Source organism: Cronobacter condimenti 1330, from assembly GCF_001277255.1.
GTDB lineage: Bacteria > Pseudomonadota > Gammaproteobacteria > Enterobacterales > Enterobacteriaceae > Cronobacter > Cronobacter condimenti.
This window is the reverse complement of sequence record NZ_CP012264.1, coordinates 2,408,473-2,424,351: the sequence shown is the minus strand read 5'-3', so window position 1 is coordinate 2,424,351 and position 15,879 is coordinate 2,408,473. Positions and strand designations below refer to the sequence as shown.

Annotated in this window: 15 protein-coding genes and 1 pseudogene; 7 read left to right on the top strand and 9 right to left on the bottom strand. The window is 53.9% G+C overall.

Annotated features, from left to right (window positions below):
• The first annotated feature begins 212 nt into the window (after window positions 1-212).
• The 4 genes from AFK62_RS11025 to AFK62_RS11010 all read left to right on the top strand — a co-directional run bounded on the left by AFK62_RS11025 (window position 213) and on the right by AFK62_RS11010 (window position 2,719).
• Window positions 213-599 carry an endonuclease toxin domain-containing protein gene (locus AFK62_RS11025; RefSeq protein WP_226991907.1) on the top strand — a complete coding sequence of 129 codons (387 nt, stop codon included), beginning with the start codon at window positions 213-215 and terminating at the stop codon, window positions 597-599.
• Window positions 599-1,105 (top strand): contact-dependent growth inhibition system immunity protein, encoded by a 507-nt coding sequence (locus AFK62_RS11020; protein WP_053531905.1) that lies wholly within the window; start codon window positions 599-601, stop codon window positions 1,103-1,105. The genes AFK62_RS11025 and AFK62_RS11020 overlap by 1 nt, the downstream gene beginning before the upstream one ends.
• A 298-nt stretch (window positions 1,106-1,403) precedes the next feature.
• Complete coding sequence (locus AFK62_RS22200; protein ID WP_235509454.1) at window positions 1,404-1,550, top strand: polymorphic toxin type 25 domain-containing protein; 147 nt, start codon at window positions 1,404-1,406, stop codon at window positions 1,548-1,550.
• Window positions 1,551-2,110: 560 nt separating this feature from the next.
• Window positions 2,111-2,719: a hypothetical protein gene (locus tag AFK62_RS11010; protein ID WP_032984966.1), complete on the top strand. Its 609-nt coding sequence runs from the start codon at window positions 2,111-2,113 to the stop codon at window positions 2,717-2,719.
• 521 nt (window positions 2,720-3,240) lie between these two features.
• Here the strand turns inward: AFK62_RS11010 and AFK62_RS11005 are convergent.
• From AFK62_RS11005 to AFK62_RS10985, 5 genes are read right to left on the bottom strand one after another with little or no spacing between them, the layout of a single operon-like run.
• Window positions 3,241-4,218, bottom strand: a complete 978-nt coding sequence (locus AFK62_RS11005) for an ABC transporter ATP-binding protein (protein ID WP_007682146.1) — start codon at window positions 4,216-4,218, stop codon at window positions 3,241-3,243.
• The gene (locus AFK62_RS11000) at window positions 4,215-5,195 is read right to left on the bottom strand and encodes an ABC transporter ATP-binding protein (RefSeq protein ID WP_007682145.1); all 981 of its coding nucleotides are present in this window, start codon (window positions 5,193-5,195) and stop codon (window positions 4,215-4,217) included. The genes AFK62_RS11005 and AFK62_RS11000 overlap by 4 nt, the downstream gene beginning before the upstream one ends.
• Window positions 5,192-6,139 (bottom strand): oligopeptide ABC transporter permease, encoded by a 948-nt coding sequence (opp4C, locus tag AFK62_RS10995; RefSeq protein ID WP_007682144.1) that lies wholly within the window; start codon window positions 6,137-6,139, stop codon window positions 5,192-5,194. Before opp4C ends, AFK62_RS11000 begins: the two co-directional genes overlap by 4 nt.
• Window positions 6,139-7,098 (bottom strand): ABC transporter permease, encoded by a 960-nt coding sequence (locus tag AFK62_RS10990; RefSeq protein WP_007682143.1) that lies wholly within the window; start codon window positions 7,096-7,098, stop codon window positions 6,139-6,141. The genes opp4C and AFK62_RS10990 overlap by 1 nt, the downstream gene beginning before the upstream one ends.
• Before the next feature lie 45 nt (window positions 7,099-7,143).
• The gene (locus tag AFK62_RS10985; RefSeq protein WP_007682142.1) at window positions 7,144-8,847 is read right to left on the bottom strand and encodes an ABC transporter substrate-binding protein; all 1,704 of its coding nucleotides are present in this window, start codon (window positions 8,845-8,847) and stop codon (window positions 7,144-7,146) included.
• A gap of 408 nt (window positions 8,848-9,255) precedes the next feature.
• Here AFK62_RS10985 and AFK62_RS22845 point away from each other — a divergent pair.
• Window positions 9,256-9,365, top strand: a pseudogene (locus tag AFK62_RS22845) (transposase); the annotation flags it as partial.
• 159 nt (window positions 9,366-9,524) lie between these two features.
• Here AFK62_RS22845 and ychF read toward each other — a convergent pair.
• Window positions 9,525-10,616 carry a redox-regulated ATPase YchF gene (ychF, locus tag AFK62_RS10975; protein WP_007682141.1) on the bottom strand — a complete coding sequence of 364 codons (1,092 nt, stop codon included), beginning with the start codon at window positions 10,614-10,616 and terminating at the stop codon, window positions 9,525-9,527.
• Window positions 10,617-10,755: 139 nt separating this feature from the next.
• Window positions 10,756-11,340 carry an aminoacyl-tRNA hydrolase gene (gene pth, locus AFK62_RS10970; RefSeq protein WP_007682140.1) on the bottom strand — a complete coding sequence of 195 codons (585 nt, stop codon included), beginning with the start codon at window positions 11,338-11,340 and terminating at the stop codon, window positions 10,756-10,758.
• Window positions 11,341-11,607: 267 nt separating this feature from the next.
• Here pth and ychH point away from each other — a divergent pair, with 267 nt between their 5' ends.
• Together ychH and AFK62_RS10960 are read left to right on the top strand one after the other, a co-directional pair.
• The gene (gene ychH, locus AFK62_RS10965; protein WP_007682132.1) at window positions 11,608-11,880 is read left to right on the top strand and encodes a stress-induced protein YchH; all 273 of its coding nucleotides are present in this window, start codon (window positions 11,608-11,610) and stop codon (window positions 11,878-11,880) included.
• Window positions 11,881-11,996: 116 nt separating this feature from the next.
• Entirely contained in the window at window positions 11,997-13,043 is a 1,047-nt protein-coding gene (locus AFK62_RS10960) for a MerR family transcriptional regulator (RefSeq protein WP_007682131.1), read from the top strand.
• A gap of 1 nt (window position 13,044) precedes the next feature.
• On the opposite strand, the gene dauA is transcribed toward AFK62_RS10960, so the two are convergent.
• On the bottom strand, window positions 13,045-14,724 hold the full coding sequence (dauA, locus tag AFK62_RS10955; RefSeq protein WP_053531904.1) for a C4-dicarboxylic acid transporter DauA: 1,680 nt from the start codon (window positions 14,722-14,724) through the stop codon (window positions 13,045-13,047).
• A 121-nt stretch (window positions 14,725-14,845) separates the two neighbouring features.
• Entirely contained in the window at window positions 14,846-15,793 is a 948-nt protein-coding gene (prs, locus tag AFK62_RS10950) for a ribose-phosphate diphosphokinase (RefSeq protein ID WP_007679502.1), read from the bottom strand.
• Window positions 15,794-15,879: the final 86 nt, after the last annotated feature.

The window sequence follows — 15,879 nt, the reverse complement described above, 5'->3', positions numbered from 1 at the left end:
TCATTGGCCTGAATCGTCTTATCAGCTCTTACCCAAAATGCCCGTTCCCGCGCCTGTACACCGGCAGATCGCCGGTGTACAGGCGCGCCCGGAAACGCCCCAATCCACTGCGCCTTCTTCTTACGGTTGACGGGCACCACGCTTAAACCCTCGGCAAGGAAATGGCCACGGTCTCTGCTTCTGCCATTGGATTAAAATGGGGGGAGGGTAATATGAAGCAAGGGATGCCGTGGGAGGATTATGTGGGCACTACTCTTGCGGCAGACGCCAGATTACCGAAAAACTTCAGAACGTTTGATTACTCTGATTCTGTTACTAAAACAGCGGTGAGTGCTAAATCCCTTGATACTCAGACGGCGCCAAAGCTTAGCAATCCCAAAGCGGTTTATTATTCAATCAAAGGAAATATTAATGCAGCAGCAAAATTCAAACGAGCATCACTTTCTGGGCGAGCGTTAAACTCATCAATGATCAGTAGTAAAGAAATACAGTTGGCGGTTCCTGCTAGTACGACAAAAGCCCAATGGGTGGAAATTAACCGGGCGGTCGAATATGGTAAGAATCGGGGTGTTAAGGTAACAGTGACGCAGGTGAAATAATGACTTTCAATAAGGATCAGGACTACTGGGCTGGTATTTTCTGTACTCCAGAGTTTATCAGCATAGAAACATATTCGGGGCTGGGTAGGGTTGCTGTGGATCCTCTTTTTCCCCCTCATCTCTTATCACCAGAGAGTGATGATGAGAGTATTGGAAAAGCAATTTTACAGGCACTCTCTGACAGCCGAACATTAACCTCGCTTGACGAGCGGGTTGAACTATTTGACCTTGAAAAAGGAAAGCAGCGTTATTCTGAATGGATTGCAATGCTAAGGGAGAAATATGGCTATAAGAGCAAAAAAGCCCTCTTTAAAGACATGAAACACTGCAGTATCCATTGTGTTAATGGTGTTATTAAGATTTCACCATACCGCCATGAAAAGCTGGAAGCCTGGGTAGGAACTGGTCGGGGAGGAAATGATAAGGTCATTTTATCTCTCGAGAATTCTCCTGCTGAAACAGGCGCGGGCCTGAGACTGGCATTGAGCCGTTGTATCGATTTATAAATTTTACCCGGCCAGATACTTTGTGTTCGGGATCAGATTATCAGCCATTGTCCTTACGTGGGTGCTGGCAGTAACGCCGGGTGACAGAGAGCCAGCCAGCGTTATTGTGCGCTCGAAAAAGCTGCTGCCACAGCGTTATTTTGTTCTTGCTGAAATACGTGACGTTTCATTTCTCCGGACAGCATCGTAGTTTGCGGGTACTCGGGGTAGTGAAAACGATATGGCCCGGCGGTGCCCGGTTGCGGAGCGGCATTAGGTTTATTCAACGAGTATTAGCTATGGCCCGGGCTCAGTACGGTTGTCCATTGGCAAAGATGGATTCGGTTTTGCCGTTTCTGTCGGACCAGGTATTGGTTATACTAGTTCTTCAACTTCTCGTCATAATGAAAAGAAAGATTTGAACAGTGATACCTCAAAGGAAATATATCACCATGATTTCAAATGATACAGTGCTTAATACATCATCACTGATGATGTTTTTATTTTTGTTTGCGTGGGGGATATGTTTTGTTATTTTTATTTATAAGGTGCTTGGTGGCCCTAAAGTAGGCAGGGACTCTTTTCTTTACTTCAATTTTATTTTTTTTTAAACGTGATACCCTTGCAAACATCTCGCTTTGTTTCTTTGTATTAAGTTATCTGTCTCAAGCACTTGCAGAGTATCGAAGGGGATTTGATGATTTAACGCTACTTGCTAATTTGATGGGGGGAGGGTCATTTCTTCTTTTTGGCATATATGGTAAATATTTCTATTGTGACACCATTGAGGATGAAAATCCGTTTTTTTTTCATTAATATATTTCTTCGCAAGGTTGATTTCCGATTCGGCTCTTTGTTTCTGTGGCTTTCGAGGGTTTCATATATCACATGGGTGTTCTTTTTATTTTTTAGATAGTTGATAATGATTTGCTGAGGAGTATACAGGATGACTGGTTTTAGACCAGATAAAGTAATGGTTAAAGCGCGCGATGATTGCAAAGTCGCATGGTAAAAAGGTGCAAAGCGATGGGTGATTTAACAACAAATTGGGAGCCAGGATTTGGAACTATCTATACATGGTTTGCAATGGATAAAAATGGAAAAATAGCAGTAATGGTGAATAACTGCTGGGGATGGCTACCTGATGCTCTGCTATCAATTGATAATGCTGAAGCTTTGTTAGATGAGCTTAATGAGTATAAGTGGGAAGAGTCAAATATATATACTGAGTACACACCAAATAAAAATGGTGACTTTTCCCTTGATTTGTATTCTTACTGGCGCCATCATGCTTATTTAAATAAAGATTATATCATAGATGAGTTGAGGAAGGATTTGGTTGCATGTGGGCATTACAGTGAAACCAATCTGCCCGTTAATAAAGGTTTCTTTATTTATTATGGGGTAGAAGGTAGTTTTGAGGGTGAAGATTACCCTGTGGGCTATGATGGCAAAACAAAGATGGGAGATTATTTTAGATATTTGATCCCAACAGTGTATGCTTCAATAGAAGACTTTCCCCAAGAACTCCGTTGCGGAATCGCTGTTTCTGACACGGTTGATTTTACGATTGATAGATTATTGGATAATGATAAAATTAATGAATGTTTTCCAGGAATGTATGAGCATAATTAGTTACAGAGACTAACCTTTTAGGTGAGTATACAGTGAATTGGTAGGATGAGTTTGTTCAGAAGGGCCTACCACGATTAAAACAGGTATTATCCTCCTTCAGAAAATATGATGCGCAGCAAAAGGAATACAGCCCTGTCAGTATTCCTTTACCAGACAGTGACGAATAGCCAATAAAATCTCTTAGCGTCAGATACTATAAAAGGAAAATCCACGCGATAGCGTGGATTTTAAACAGTACTACCTGAGTGATGCGGCGGATATGTCTACCCGGTTTGGTTATGCTCAGCAGGCGGGGTAGCGAAGTGAAGCACTGATTTCCGGCAAAATGTTACCGGTGGCCAGCCCGAACAGCTTCCCGCGGAAGATGCAAACTTTAGTGAGCACTTAACGATACAGGCACCAACGCGTCATCAGTAACGAAGCTTAATGCAAATGTCAGATCGTATGCGCCTGTCAGGGCGCGGCTGATACTAAAGCCTTGCAGGCGCATCTGAAAAACCTCTGCCAGTGCCGGAGCCTGTTTATTGCGCTGTCTCCACCCAGTGGCACGCCACCTGATGACCAATACGCACTTCGCGCAGTTCCGGAATGTCAGTGCGGCAGCGTTCCGTTGCCTGCGGGCAGCGTGAAGAGAAACGGCAACCGGAGGGCGGGCGTGACGGATCGGGGATTTCCCCCTGCACCACGGCCACGGGTTCGCTTTCCGGGTCGAGCGTCGGTACCGCTGCCAGCAGCGCCTGGGTGTAAGGGTGCAGCGGCTGGCTGAACAGCGCATCGCGGCTGGCGGTTTCCACCAGTTTCCCCAGATACATCACCGCCACGTCATCACACAAATGTTCCACGACACCAAGATCGTGAGAGATAAACAGGAAGGTGACGCCGTGGTCATCGCGCAGATCGGAGAACAGATTAATGATTTGCGCCTGGATGGAGACATCCAGCGCCGAGATGGGTTCGTCGGCGATAATAAAATCCGGGTTGAGGATTAGCGCGCGGGCAATGCCAATACGCTGGCGCTGGCCGCCGGAGAACTCATGGGGAAAGCGATTGTAATGCTGCGGCGCCAGGCCACAGATTTTCATCACCGCCAGCACGTTGTCGCGCAGTTCCGCTTTGCTGCACAGTTTGTGTTCCAGCATCGCTTCGCCGATCGCATCGCCAATTCGAATGCGCGGGTTCAGCGAGCTGTACGGATCCTGAAACACCAGCTGGATTTTCGGGCGCAACGCACGCATTTGTTTCGGCGTCAGATCCTGCAACTCCTGCCCGCGATACTTCACGCTACCCGCCGTTTTGTCATACAGCCCCAGCAGCGTGCGTCCGACGGTGGTTTTACCGCTGCCGGATTCGCCCACCAGGCCAAAAATGGTGCCGGGTCGAATGTTAAAACTGACGCCATCCACGGCGCGTAGCTGTCCGGTTTCCTGACCAAAAAGCCCGTCGCGCAGCGGGAAGTACTTTTTCAGACCGTCAACTTCAATGACATATTGCTGGCTCATGCAACCGGCTCCGCTAGCTCAGTGTGAATACATGCGGCTTGCCGCGTTTGTCCGATAAGCGGCGGAATGCCCGCGCGGCACTGCGGCGTAGCGCGTTCGCAGCGATCGTAGAACGCGCAATACGGCGGCAGTTCGGCCAGATCCGGCACTTGACCGGGAATCGAATAGAGGCGGCGTCGGCGCTCGCCTGGAACAGGGCGCGAGGCGATCAGCCCTTTGGTATAAGGATGCAGCGGGTGGCGCAGCACGTCGGCGGTCGGACCTTGCTCAACGATGCGCCCGGCGTACATCACTACAACGTGTTCCGCCATCTGCGCGATAACGCCTAAATCATGGGTGATCAGCATCAGCGCCATCTGCTGCGCCCGCGCCTGATCACGCAGTAAGCGCAGGATTTGCGCCTGCACGGTGACATCCAGCGCCGTGGTTGGCTCGTCGGCAATCAGCAGTTTTGGCTGGCAGCTTAGCGCCATGGCAATCATGATGCGCTGCAACATGCCGCCGGAAAGCTGGTGCGGATAGCTGCTCATCAAGCTCTCCGCCCGCGCCAGCCCGACATCGGCGATCAGTTGCGTGGCATGCGCCCAGGCCGCTTTGGGGGGTTCGCCGCGATGGCGGATCAGCGGTTCGCAGAGCTGCTCGCCGATGGTCAGCACCGGGTTGAGCGCCGTCATCGGCTCCTGAAAAATCATCGCTAACTGATTACCACGCAGATCGGCCATTTTCGATGGCTTCAGACGCAGCAGATCGGTGCCCTGAAAGTGGATTTCTCCACCGTCGATACGCGCAACCTGCGGCGGTAACAGCCCCATCAGCGACATAGCGGTAACGCTTTTGCCGCAGCCGGATTCACCCACCACGCCAATGGTTTGCCCGGCCTGAATGGCAAATGAGACATTCTGCACAGCGCGCACGCGCCCCTGCTCGCTGGCGAAGGAGACAGATAAGTTATCAAAGGTAATTAGCGGCTCGCTCATTTCAGGCTCCGTTTCATCTTCGGATCCAGCGCATCGCGCAGGCCATCGCCCAGTACGTTAATGGCGATGACGGTCAGAAAAATAGCGATACCCGGCGGCATCCACAGCCACGGGCGACGCTGAAAATCGATCAGGCTGTTGGCCGCATCCATCATATTGCCCCACGATGGTGTTGGCGGTACGACGCCAAGGCCGAGATAGCTGAGCGCAGATTCCATCAGAATGGCATTTGCCACCGCCATCGTCGCCATCACTACCAGAATGGGAATAGTGTTCGGTAACAGATGGCCGAACAGGCGGCGGCGCGAAGAGAGGCCCAGTACTTGCGTCGCCAGCATAAAATCGCGCTCGCGCAGCGAGAGGATTTGCCCGCGCACCAGACGCGCCAGCTTTGGCCACTCCAGCAGGCTGAGCATCACCACCACCATGTAGATGCGCGAATCGGACGAGAAATCGAGCTCTGACAACATCGCCCCGGCGACAATCAGCAGCGGCAGGCTGGGGATCGTCATCACCAGATCCGCCAGACGCATAACCAGTTTGTCCGTCCAGCCGCCGACATAACCGGAGATAGCTCCCAGCAGGTAGCCCAGCGCCACCGACAGCAGCATGGTCAGCAGGCCAATAATCAGTGAGATACGCCCGGCAAGCAGCAGGCGGGTATAAATATCGCGGCCAAGAAAATCGGTGCCCAGCCAGTGCGCGGCGTCAGGCGGTTTATTGATCATCAGCGCGTCGGTGGCGTCATCTTTCCATGGCGACCACACCGGCCCCAGCACGCACCAGAGGGTCATGACCACCAACAGAACCAGGCACAACATCGCCAGAGGGTTGTGGCGCAGCGCTTTCCACGCCTGACGCCACGGAGAGGGCGTGGCCTGCGCCAGCGCCGGAATTTCCGCCTTGCGCAGGCGGCGATTCGTTGAGAAAAGGGAACCAAACATCACGACCTCACGCGAATGCGCGGGTCGGCCCACGCGTACAGCACATCGGCAATCAGGTTGCCAACAATGGTTAATATTGCCAGAAACAGGGTGAATCCCATCAGCACCGGGTAATCGCGGGCGGCCAGCGAATCAATATGGATATGCCCGGCGCCCGGCCAGTTAAAGACCTTTTCGGTGATGATCGCGCCGGAAAATAGCCCCGGCAGCTCAAAACCGAGCAGGGTGATGATCGGCAGCAGCGCATTGCGCACCGCGTGTTTGAGGATGACGGTACGTTCACGCAGCCCTTTGGCGCGCGCGGTGCGGATAAAATCCATCTTCACCACGTCCAGCATGCTGGCGCGGAAGTAGCGTGTCAGGCTGCCCGCCTGCAACATCACCAGCGCCATAACCGGTAACACCAGATGTGCCGCAACCTGCATCACCCATGCCCAGCCGCTGTCGTCGCTGCCCGTGTTGGTCATGCCGCCCACCGGCAACCAGTGCAGATCGACCGCGAACCACTTAATCAGCAACAGGCAGAGGAAAAAGGTCGGGAATGACATGGCGGCGAACACCACCACGCTCACCAGATGATCGAACAGCGAATTGGGTTTCAGCGTCGAGGCAATGCCCACCGCCAGCCCGATGCCCCAGTAAAACACCAGCGCAACGCTTGCCAGCAGGAACGAGTTCCAGACGTACTGGTTAAGTAGCTGGCTCACCGGGATTTGGTATTGCAGCGAGAACCCCAAATCGCCGCGCAGCAACTGGCCGAGCCAGTGCAGATAACGGCTGAAGAGGGGTTGATCGAGGCCATAAATGGCTTTCAGTTCAGCGGCGCGGGCGGCAGTGAGGGTAATGTTACCGTCGATAAAGTCGCCCGGCGTTTTTGCGAACAGCATAAATATAATCAGTGAGGCGAGCAGCAGCATTGGCAGGGTTTGCAGCAGCCGCCTGAGGATAAAATTTCGCATAGCTTTCTCATGACAACTGCCGGCGATCCCCGGCAGTTATTCGTGTTACTTGACGATTTTCACATCCGGCAGGCTACCGGTCAGTCCGTTGTAGATGTCCGGCTTAAAGCCGGTGACGCGAGCGCTGCTGGCCGACAGAATCTCACGGTTACCCAGCAGAATCGCCGGGGGATCGTCCGCCAGCACTTTATAGAGCTGGTGATAAATCGGTTTGCGTTTTTCCACGTCCAGTACCGCATTGCCTTCGTTGATCAGCTTATCAACCTGCGGATTGTTATAGCCGGACTCTTTCGCTTCCGTGCTGTAGTAATCCCACACGCCATCATGCGGATCGTTGAGCGTGCTGGTGCTGAAAGAGGCCAGGTCATAGTTGCCCGCTTTGCGTTGCGCCATGAGGGCGTTGAAATCCACCACCTGTGGTTTCAGCAGCACGCCAATCTGCTGCCAGTTCTCTTTGGCGATAGGGATCAGCGCATCGTTCAGTACTTTCTTGCTTACCAGCAGCGTCAGCTCCAGACGTTTACCGTCCTTCACGCGGATGCCGTCCGGCCCTGGTTTCCAGCCCGCTTCATCAAGCAGTTTTTTCGCCTGCGCCGGGTCGAATTTGTACGGGTTCACGCCGTCGGTGTTATACGCCCATGAAATCGGGGCGATAGGTTCAATCGCCACTTTGCCGTAGCCCTGATAAACCACATCAATCAGCTTTTGGCGGTCGAGGCCGTAAATCAACGCCTGGCGCACTTTCACGTCCTGTAACGCCGGGCGACGCACGTTAAATTCCACTTTGCTGTAGTCGCTGGAGCCGAACAGGTTGATATTGGCGAAGCCCAGCATTTTCAGTTGTTCGATATCATCCGGGCGCGAAGTGAACGCGTCATAATCAGTTTCGCCGGTCTGGAACAACTGGAAGTTGGTGGACGGGTTGGTTACGCGGTAGATAAAGCGCGGCGTCGGCGGTGTGCCGCGGTAGAAATGGGTATTGGCGTGGAAACGAATTTCCTGGCCCGGAATATATTTTTCATAGACATACGGCCCGTTGCCCAGCGGTTTGCCGTGCAGCGTACGCAGATAATCGAGGTTGCCGCGCTGATACCCTTTACCGTAATACGCTTTGGACAGCACCGGGCCGCCGATTTTCGCAAGCGTTGTCGCGCCTGGCTGCGTGGTGGTGACCTGTAAGGTCAGCGGGTCGATCACTTTCAGGCCGCTGACGCTATCGGCTTTCCCGGCTTTATACTCCGCGCCGCCCGCAATATTGGCGAGGGTGATATCGGTATCGCCATCGTATTTCGGGTCATACAGCACGGTCAGGGTAAACGCCACGTCTTCAGCGGTCAGCGGCGAGCCGTCGCTGAAAGTCAGGTTCGGGCGCAGCTTAATGGTATAGACCTTGTTGTCCGGGCTGACGCTCCAGCTTTCCGCCAGGCCTGGCACCAGTTTACCGTGGCTGTCCCAGTCGATGAGGCGTGAGAAAATCACATTGGTGACGTTTTCGTCCCAGCCGTTGACAAAGAAATAGGGGTTAAAAATCCCCTGCGGTTCAGAAATGCCTGCTACCACAGTGTCTTTACGCAGCTTTGCCGCAGCCGGGATCTGGCTTATGTCTGTCGCGGGCGTAATCCCTTCTTTTAAGGTTTCATCGGCAAACGATGCGCAAGAGAAAACCACCACGCTGCTGAGCAGGGCAATTTTGAGGGACAGGGTAAAGTGCGTGGGTTTTGTTTTTATGCGGGTCAGTAAGCTGGACAAAATTGCTCCCTCATCAAATAATTGCGTCAGATTTACAAATCATGACGAAGATAAGAGCCGTCCTTCCCCCTGTCTAACAATGAAAATGCATGGCTTATAACAAACGATACTTAGCAAATTCATGGTAAATCAAAGCTTAATTTTAGCTAAAGAAGGTGAGACATCACACGGGGCAGGCAAAAAGCCCAAATATCCTGATGGATTATTTTAAGGGTATTTTTTGAGGTGTTTTTTTAATAGTGGTAACAACACGAGTGCAACAGACAGTATCAGCTACGGCCTTGTCAGATAAAGCATGCTGGGGTCATGCAATGCAGGTTCTATGACATTGCCACCAAGGCCTGCTCTTTGTTGATGTAGACACTGCGATGTTAGCAATGTCTTCATCAGCAACCTGAGGGCATCCCTATGAAGAAGCGATTTTCCGACGAACAGAGTATCCATATCCTCCGCGAGGCCGAAACCGGGGTTTCTGCCCGAGAACTCTGCCGCAAGCATGCTTTTCAGACGCTACCTTCTGTATCTATGGACTACCATCGTTTTGCCAGTGCTCATTTTAGGCTGCGCTTTCATGAGATCATCTCAGACAATCTAAAAAGAAAAATCCACGCGATGGCGTGGATTTAAATAATGTTGTCTCAGAAGAGGTAATACAACCTCATACGACACACATTTTATTAGACGTTAAACAGGAAGTTCATGATGTCACCGTCTTTCACGATGTACTCTTTACCTTCCGCACGCATTTTGCCCGCTTCTTTCGCACCCTGTTCGCCTTTATAGGTGATGAAATCGTCATAGGCGATGGTCTGTGCGCGGATAAAGCCTTTTTCGAAGTCAGTGTGGATTTTACCGGCGGCCTGCGGTGCGGTCGCGCCAACCGGGATAGTCCACGCGCGTACTTCTTTCACGCCCGCGGTGAAATAGGTTTGCAGGTTCAGCAGGGAGTAACCGGCGCGGATCACGCGGTTAAGACCCGGCTCTTCAAGGCCCAGTTCTTTCATAAACTCGTCGCGCTCTTCATCGTCGAGCTCAGCGATATCGGATTCCACCGCCGCGCACACCGGCACCACGACAGAGCCTTCTTTCTCGGCGATTTCACGGACCTGGTCGAGGAACGGGTTGTTCTCGAAGCCATCTTCGTTGACGTTCGCGATGTACATGGTTGGCTTAAGCGTCAGGAAGCTCAGGTATTTGATGAGTTCTTTCTCTTCTTTGCTCAGATCGAGCGCGCGCAGCATACCGGCGTTTTCAAGCTGCGGCAGGCATTTTTCCAGGACAGCCAGCTCGGCTTTGGCGTCTTTGTCGCCGCCTTTGGCTTTCTTGGAGATACGGTGGATGGCGCGCTCGCAGGCGTCGAGGTCAGAGAGCGCCAGCTCGGTATTGATGGTGTCGATATCTTCCGCCGGATTTACTTTGCCCGCGACGTGGATAATGTTGTCGTTTTCAAAGCAACGCACCACGTGGCCGATAGCTTCGGTTTCACGGATGTTGGTCAGGAACTGGTTGCCCAGGCCTTCGCCTTTGGACGCGCCTTTCACCAGGCCCGCGATGTCCACGAATTCCATCGTGGTCGGCAGAATGCGCTGCGGCTTGACGATCTCGGCGATTTTGTCCAGACGCGGATCGGGCATAGGCACGACGCCGGTGTTCGGCTCAATGGTACAGAACGGGAAGTTCGCCGCCTCAATACCTGCTTTGGTCAGCGCATTGAACAGAGTGGATTTACCGACATTCGGCAAGCCGACGATACCGCATTTGAATCCCATGTTTTACATTACCTTAATTGCTGATTTATCAGAGGGTTAGAAATAACCCGATGATGAGAAATGATGTTATTTGGCTATTATACACGTAACAGGCGCGCAACGGGGGAGAAATCACCCTCGCCACCCGCCGTCGCGCCGTTTATTGCGCTTTGAAACTGTGCAGCCGATTAGTCGCTTTGGTTAAGCCGTCCTGGAGCCAGATTTCGGTGCAGCGCGCCGCTTCGTCCACCGCCTCGTCAATCAGCTTTTGTTCGCTGACCGGTGGTTTGCCAAGCACAAACCCGACAACTTTGTTTTTATCACCCGGATGACCGATACCAACGCGTAAACGGTGAAAATTCGGGTTATTACCAAGCTTGCTGATGATATCTTTCAGGCCGTTATGACCGCCGTGGCCGCCACCGAGCTTGAACTTTGCAATACCTGGCGGCAGATCCAGCTCATCGTGCGCTACCAGAATTTCATCCGGCGCGATGCGGTAAAACGTGGCCATCGCCGCAACAGCTTTGCCGCTCAGATTCATAAAAGTGGTGGGGACAAGCAGGCGCACGTCGTTGCCGCTGATATTGATGCGCGAGGTATAACCGAAAAATTTCGACTCCTCTTTGAGCGGGGCGCGAAAGCGGTCCGTCAGCAAATCCACATACCAGGCACCTGCGTTGTGGCGAGTCGCGGCATATTCGGCGCCCGGGTTGGCAAGCCCCACAATCAGTTTAATTGTCACGTTACTGTTCCTGAAAACCTCTGTTTGCGCCGTAGTTTACTGTGCTGTCGCGCAGATCACAAAACCGCGACAGCCCGTGCTAAAAAAATCAATAATCACCACAATGAATCATTACATTTTCATGCAATTCATTGGTTTATTTGTAAAGTTTCGTTCGCAGAATGTTCATAAATGTGATCCCTGGCGCAATCGTCATTCATAAGTGTTGCCTATACTTTACACATAAATCGCAGGGGTACTTTCCCGCCCAACATTCCGGAGGTGACTGTGAAACGCAAAAACGCTTCGTTACTCGGCAATTTTCTGATGGGGCTTGGGTTAGTCGTTATGGTAGTCGGCGTGGGGTATTCGATTCTCAACCAGTTGCCGCAGCTTAACCTGCCACAGTTTTTTGCGCATGGCGCCATCTTAAGTATTTTCGTCGGTGCCGTGCTGTGGCTTGCAGGTGCCCGTATTGGCGGGCATGAGCAGGTCTGTGACCGCTACTGGTGGGTACGCCACTATGACAAGCGCTGCAAACGAAATCATCACTCCAGTTAATGCTTCAGGGCATCAGAAAAGCTCCCGCCGGTCGGGAGCTTTTTTTATGCTAGTCTCTTGACCCTTACGTTACGTCAGGGCTCACAGTGGGCCTCACAAGGGAAGAGGAGAGGCGTATGTTGCTACAGGTGGGTGAACTTGCAAAACGAACCGGCGTTACGGTTCGCACATTACACCACTATGAAAGCCTCGGCCTGCTCATTCCCTCTGGACGCACCGCTGCCGGGTATCGGCTCTATAACCGCGACGATATTCAGCGCCTGCATCATATTCAGGCGTTAACGCGAATGGGGCTTAGCCTTACGCAGGTGCGTGAGTGCCTGGAGAGCGGCAGCGTCACGCTGCCAGAGGTCATCGAGACGCAAATCGCCATGCTTAACGCGCAGCTGACACGCACTGTTATCCTGCGCGACAGGCTGGTGGCGTTGCGTGAAGGGCTGCTGGCAGGCGACGAGCCGGATCTTCAGGAATGGCTGAACACACTGGAGCTTATGACGATGTTTGAGAAATGGTTTTCGCCGGATGAACTAAAACAACTGCCATTCGCGGAGCACAATACCGCTCGTGAGGCGCAGTGGACGGTGCTGGTGGGCGAGGTAAAAGAAGCGATGCGCCAGGGCGTGTCGGTAACCGACCCGTCCGCGCAGGCGCTCGCCACGCGCTGGATGGAAACGCTGGAGCGAGACACCGCAGGCAACCCGGCATTTCTGACGCGCCTTAACGAGATGCACGCCGCCGAGCCCGCCATGCGTGATCAGACCGGCATCACGCCGGACATTATCGACTGGGTCACGCACGCCTTTGCCGAAAGCAAACTGGCGATTTACCAACGCTACCTCACGCCAGAGGAGTTTGCGTTTACGCGTGCGCACTACTTTGACCGCATGATGGAGTGGCCGCCGCTGGTGGCGAAGCTGCACGCGGCAGTCGAGACGAAATGCGACCCGGCCAGCAAGGAAGCGCGCGGTCTTGCCGCACACTGGTTGACGTTGTTTGAATCGTTTGCCGGGCGTAACCCGCAAACGCAGCAGAAATTTCGGGAGGCGATGCGCCACGAGCCGCACCTGACGAAGGGCACCTGGATGACGCCTGATGTGCTCAGCTGGTTACAGCAGGCGTTAGGGGCACTCATGCAGGCGCAAGGCGGCGCGCCTGCGCGTTAAGTTACGACGCGGCTAAGGCCGCGTCTCGGTCCGGGAAGAAGGCAAGACGCCCAGGGATGGGCTGCACGCCTGCGCGCGCCAGGGTGCGCAGTGGCTGAAATTCAAGATGACACAGTCGCAGTTCGCAGCCCTCCGGCAGGCGTTCGATAAAGCGCTGCAGGGCATCCAGGCCGCCCGCGTCCAGTACCGGCACGGCATCCCATTGCATCACAATGATCCGTTTACCCTCAGCCTGCGCCAGCAACGGCGTAAAAATCCCTTCCGCTGCCGCGAAAAACAGCGGCCCGGTCACCCGAACGGCCAGCACGTCGTCCGGCACGCTGACGTTAAGGGGCGCAAGACGCGTCATTCGTGCCACCCGACGCATAAACAGCAGCGAGGCCAGCACCACGCCGACGCTGATAGCAATCACCATATCAAACAGCACAGTGAGCGACATACAAATGAGCATCACGATAATGTCGTCCTGTGGCGCACGGCGCAGCAGACCGATGACCTTATGCGCTTCGCTCATGTTCCATGCCACCATCAACAGCAGCGCGGCCATCGCCGAGAGCGGCAGCCATGAGAGCAGCGGGGCGAGCGCCAGTAGCGCCAGCAACACCAGCAGCGCGTGAAACACAGCGGCAACAGGCGAGGTGGCCCCGGCGCGCACGTTAGCGGCCGAACGGGCAATCGCGGCGGTGGCGGTAATGCCGCCGAAGAACGGCGCAATCAGGTTGCCAAGCCCCTGGCCGATAAGCTCGCTGTTCGCGTTATGCCGCGTGCCGGTCATACCGTCCAGCACCACCGCGCAGAGCAGCGATTCTATAGCGCCAAGCATTGCCATAGAAAACGCCGCCGGCAGCAGCGCGCGCAGTGAATCCAGGCTTAGCGTAAAGGTCGACCCCGGCAGATCCCAGGGCAACATCAGTTGGGGCAGCAGCGGTGGAATACCGCTGCCCTGGGTGCCATCTGCGAGCAGATAATGAAAACGCGAGCCGATTGTCGCCACATTACCGCCCAGCAAATGCACCACGCCCATTACGGCGCAGCCAGCCAGCAGCGCAGGCAAATGCCCAGGCAGGCGAATGCCCAGGCGCGGCCAGAGCACCAGCACACCGAGCGTCACAATGCCGATCGCCGCGTCGCCCGGATTAACGCCTGGCAGGGCCATCGCCAGCGCCGCGACTTTCGGCAGGTAGTGCTCCGGGACGTGCGCCATTTCGAGCCCGAAAAAATCTTTGATTTGCATGGTGGCAATCGTGATGCCGATGCCCGAGGTAAAGCCGAGCGTGACCGGTAGCGGAATGTATTCAATTAGTCGCCCAAACCGGGCCAGACCAAACAGTACCAGAAAGACACCGGAAAGGAGCGTTGCGACCAGTAATCCTGCCAGGCCAAATTGCTGGGCGACGGGGTAGAGAATGACCACAAACGCGGCGGTCGGCCCGGAAACGCTAAAGCGCGAGCCGCCGCTGAGCGCAATAATGATACCTGCTACCGCAGAGGTGTATAACCCGTACTGCGGCGGCACGCCGCTGCCGATGGCGAGCGCCATCGCGAGCGGGATGGCGATAATGCCAACCGTAATGCCAGCAATCAGATCGCGGCTCAGCCGGGAAACGGTATATTTTTCACGCCAGCAGGCCTCTACCAGCGCGCGGAAAGGAAGAATTTGTGAGAGATATTGCGTGTTCACGTTATGTAGTCCATGCGCTCATCATCATGCAAATCAATATATGACGATGAATTGATAAGTCATACAAATAAAATTAAGGGATAAAAAAACCCGCCGGAGCGGGTTTTTAATGTCGGGCAAATTAATGCTCGAACATGGCAGAGATAGATTCTTCGTTGCTGATACGACGAATCGCCTCGGCCAGCATGCCGGAGAGGGTGAGGGTACGCACGTTTGGCAGCGCCTTGATCTCTTCAGCGAGCGGGATCGTGTCGCAGACAACCACTTCGTCAATGACCGAATTGCGCAGGTTGTTAATGGCATTGCCAGAGAAGATCGGGTGAGTGGCGTAAGCGAAAACGCGTTTAGCGCCGCGTTCTTTCAGCGCTTCTGCCGCTTTGCACAGCGTGCCGCCGGTGTCTATCATGTCGTCAACCAGCACACAGTCGCGACCGGCTACGTCACCGATGATATGCATCACCTGGGAGACGTTAGCGCGCGGACGGCGCTTGTCGATGATTGCCATGTCGGTATCGTTAAGCAGCTTCGCGATAGCACGAGCGCGTACGACGCCGCCGATGTCCGGCGAAACGACAATCGGGTTGTCCAGGTTCTGCTGCAGCATATCTTCCAGCAGAATCGGGCTGCCGAATACGTTGTCTACCGGCACATCGAAGAAGCCCTGAATCTGTTCTGCGTGCAGGTCCACAGTGAGAACGCGGTCAACCCCAACGCTTGAGAGGAAATCCGCCACCACTTTCGCGGTGATAGGCACACGCGCGGAACGCACGCGACGGTCCTGACGGGCATAACCAAAGTAGGGGATAACAGCGGTAATACGACCTGCGGAAGCGCGGCGCAGGGCGTCAACCATCACAACCAATTCCATCAGGTTGTCGTTGGTAGGGGCACAAGTGGACTGGATGATGAAAATATCACCACCGCGTACATTTTCATTAATTTGTACGCTGACTTCGCCGTCGCTAAAGCGACCGACAGCAGCGTCGCCGAGGGAAGTGTACAGGCGGTTGGCAATACGTTGTGCTAGTTCCGGGGTGGCGTTACCAGCAAAAAGCTTCATATCAGGCACGAGAAGAACCTCAGGCATGCGTCCAGTGGTGGATGGCGGCGCCGCAAAACGCGACAGGAAGCAGGTTCGCCATCCAGGCGGTGTAT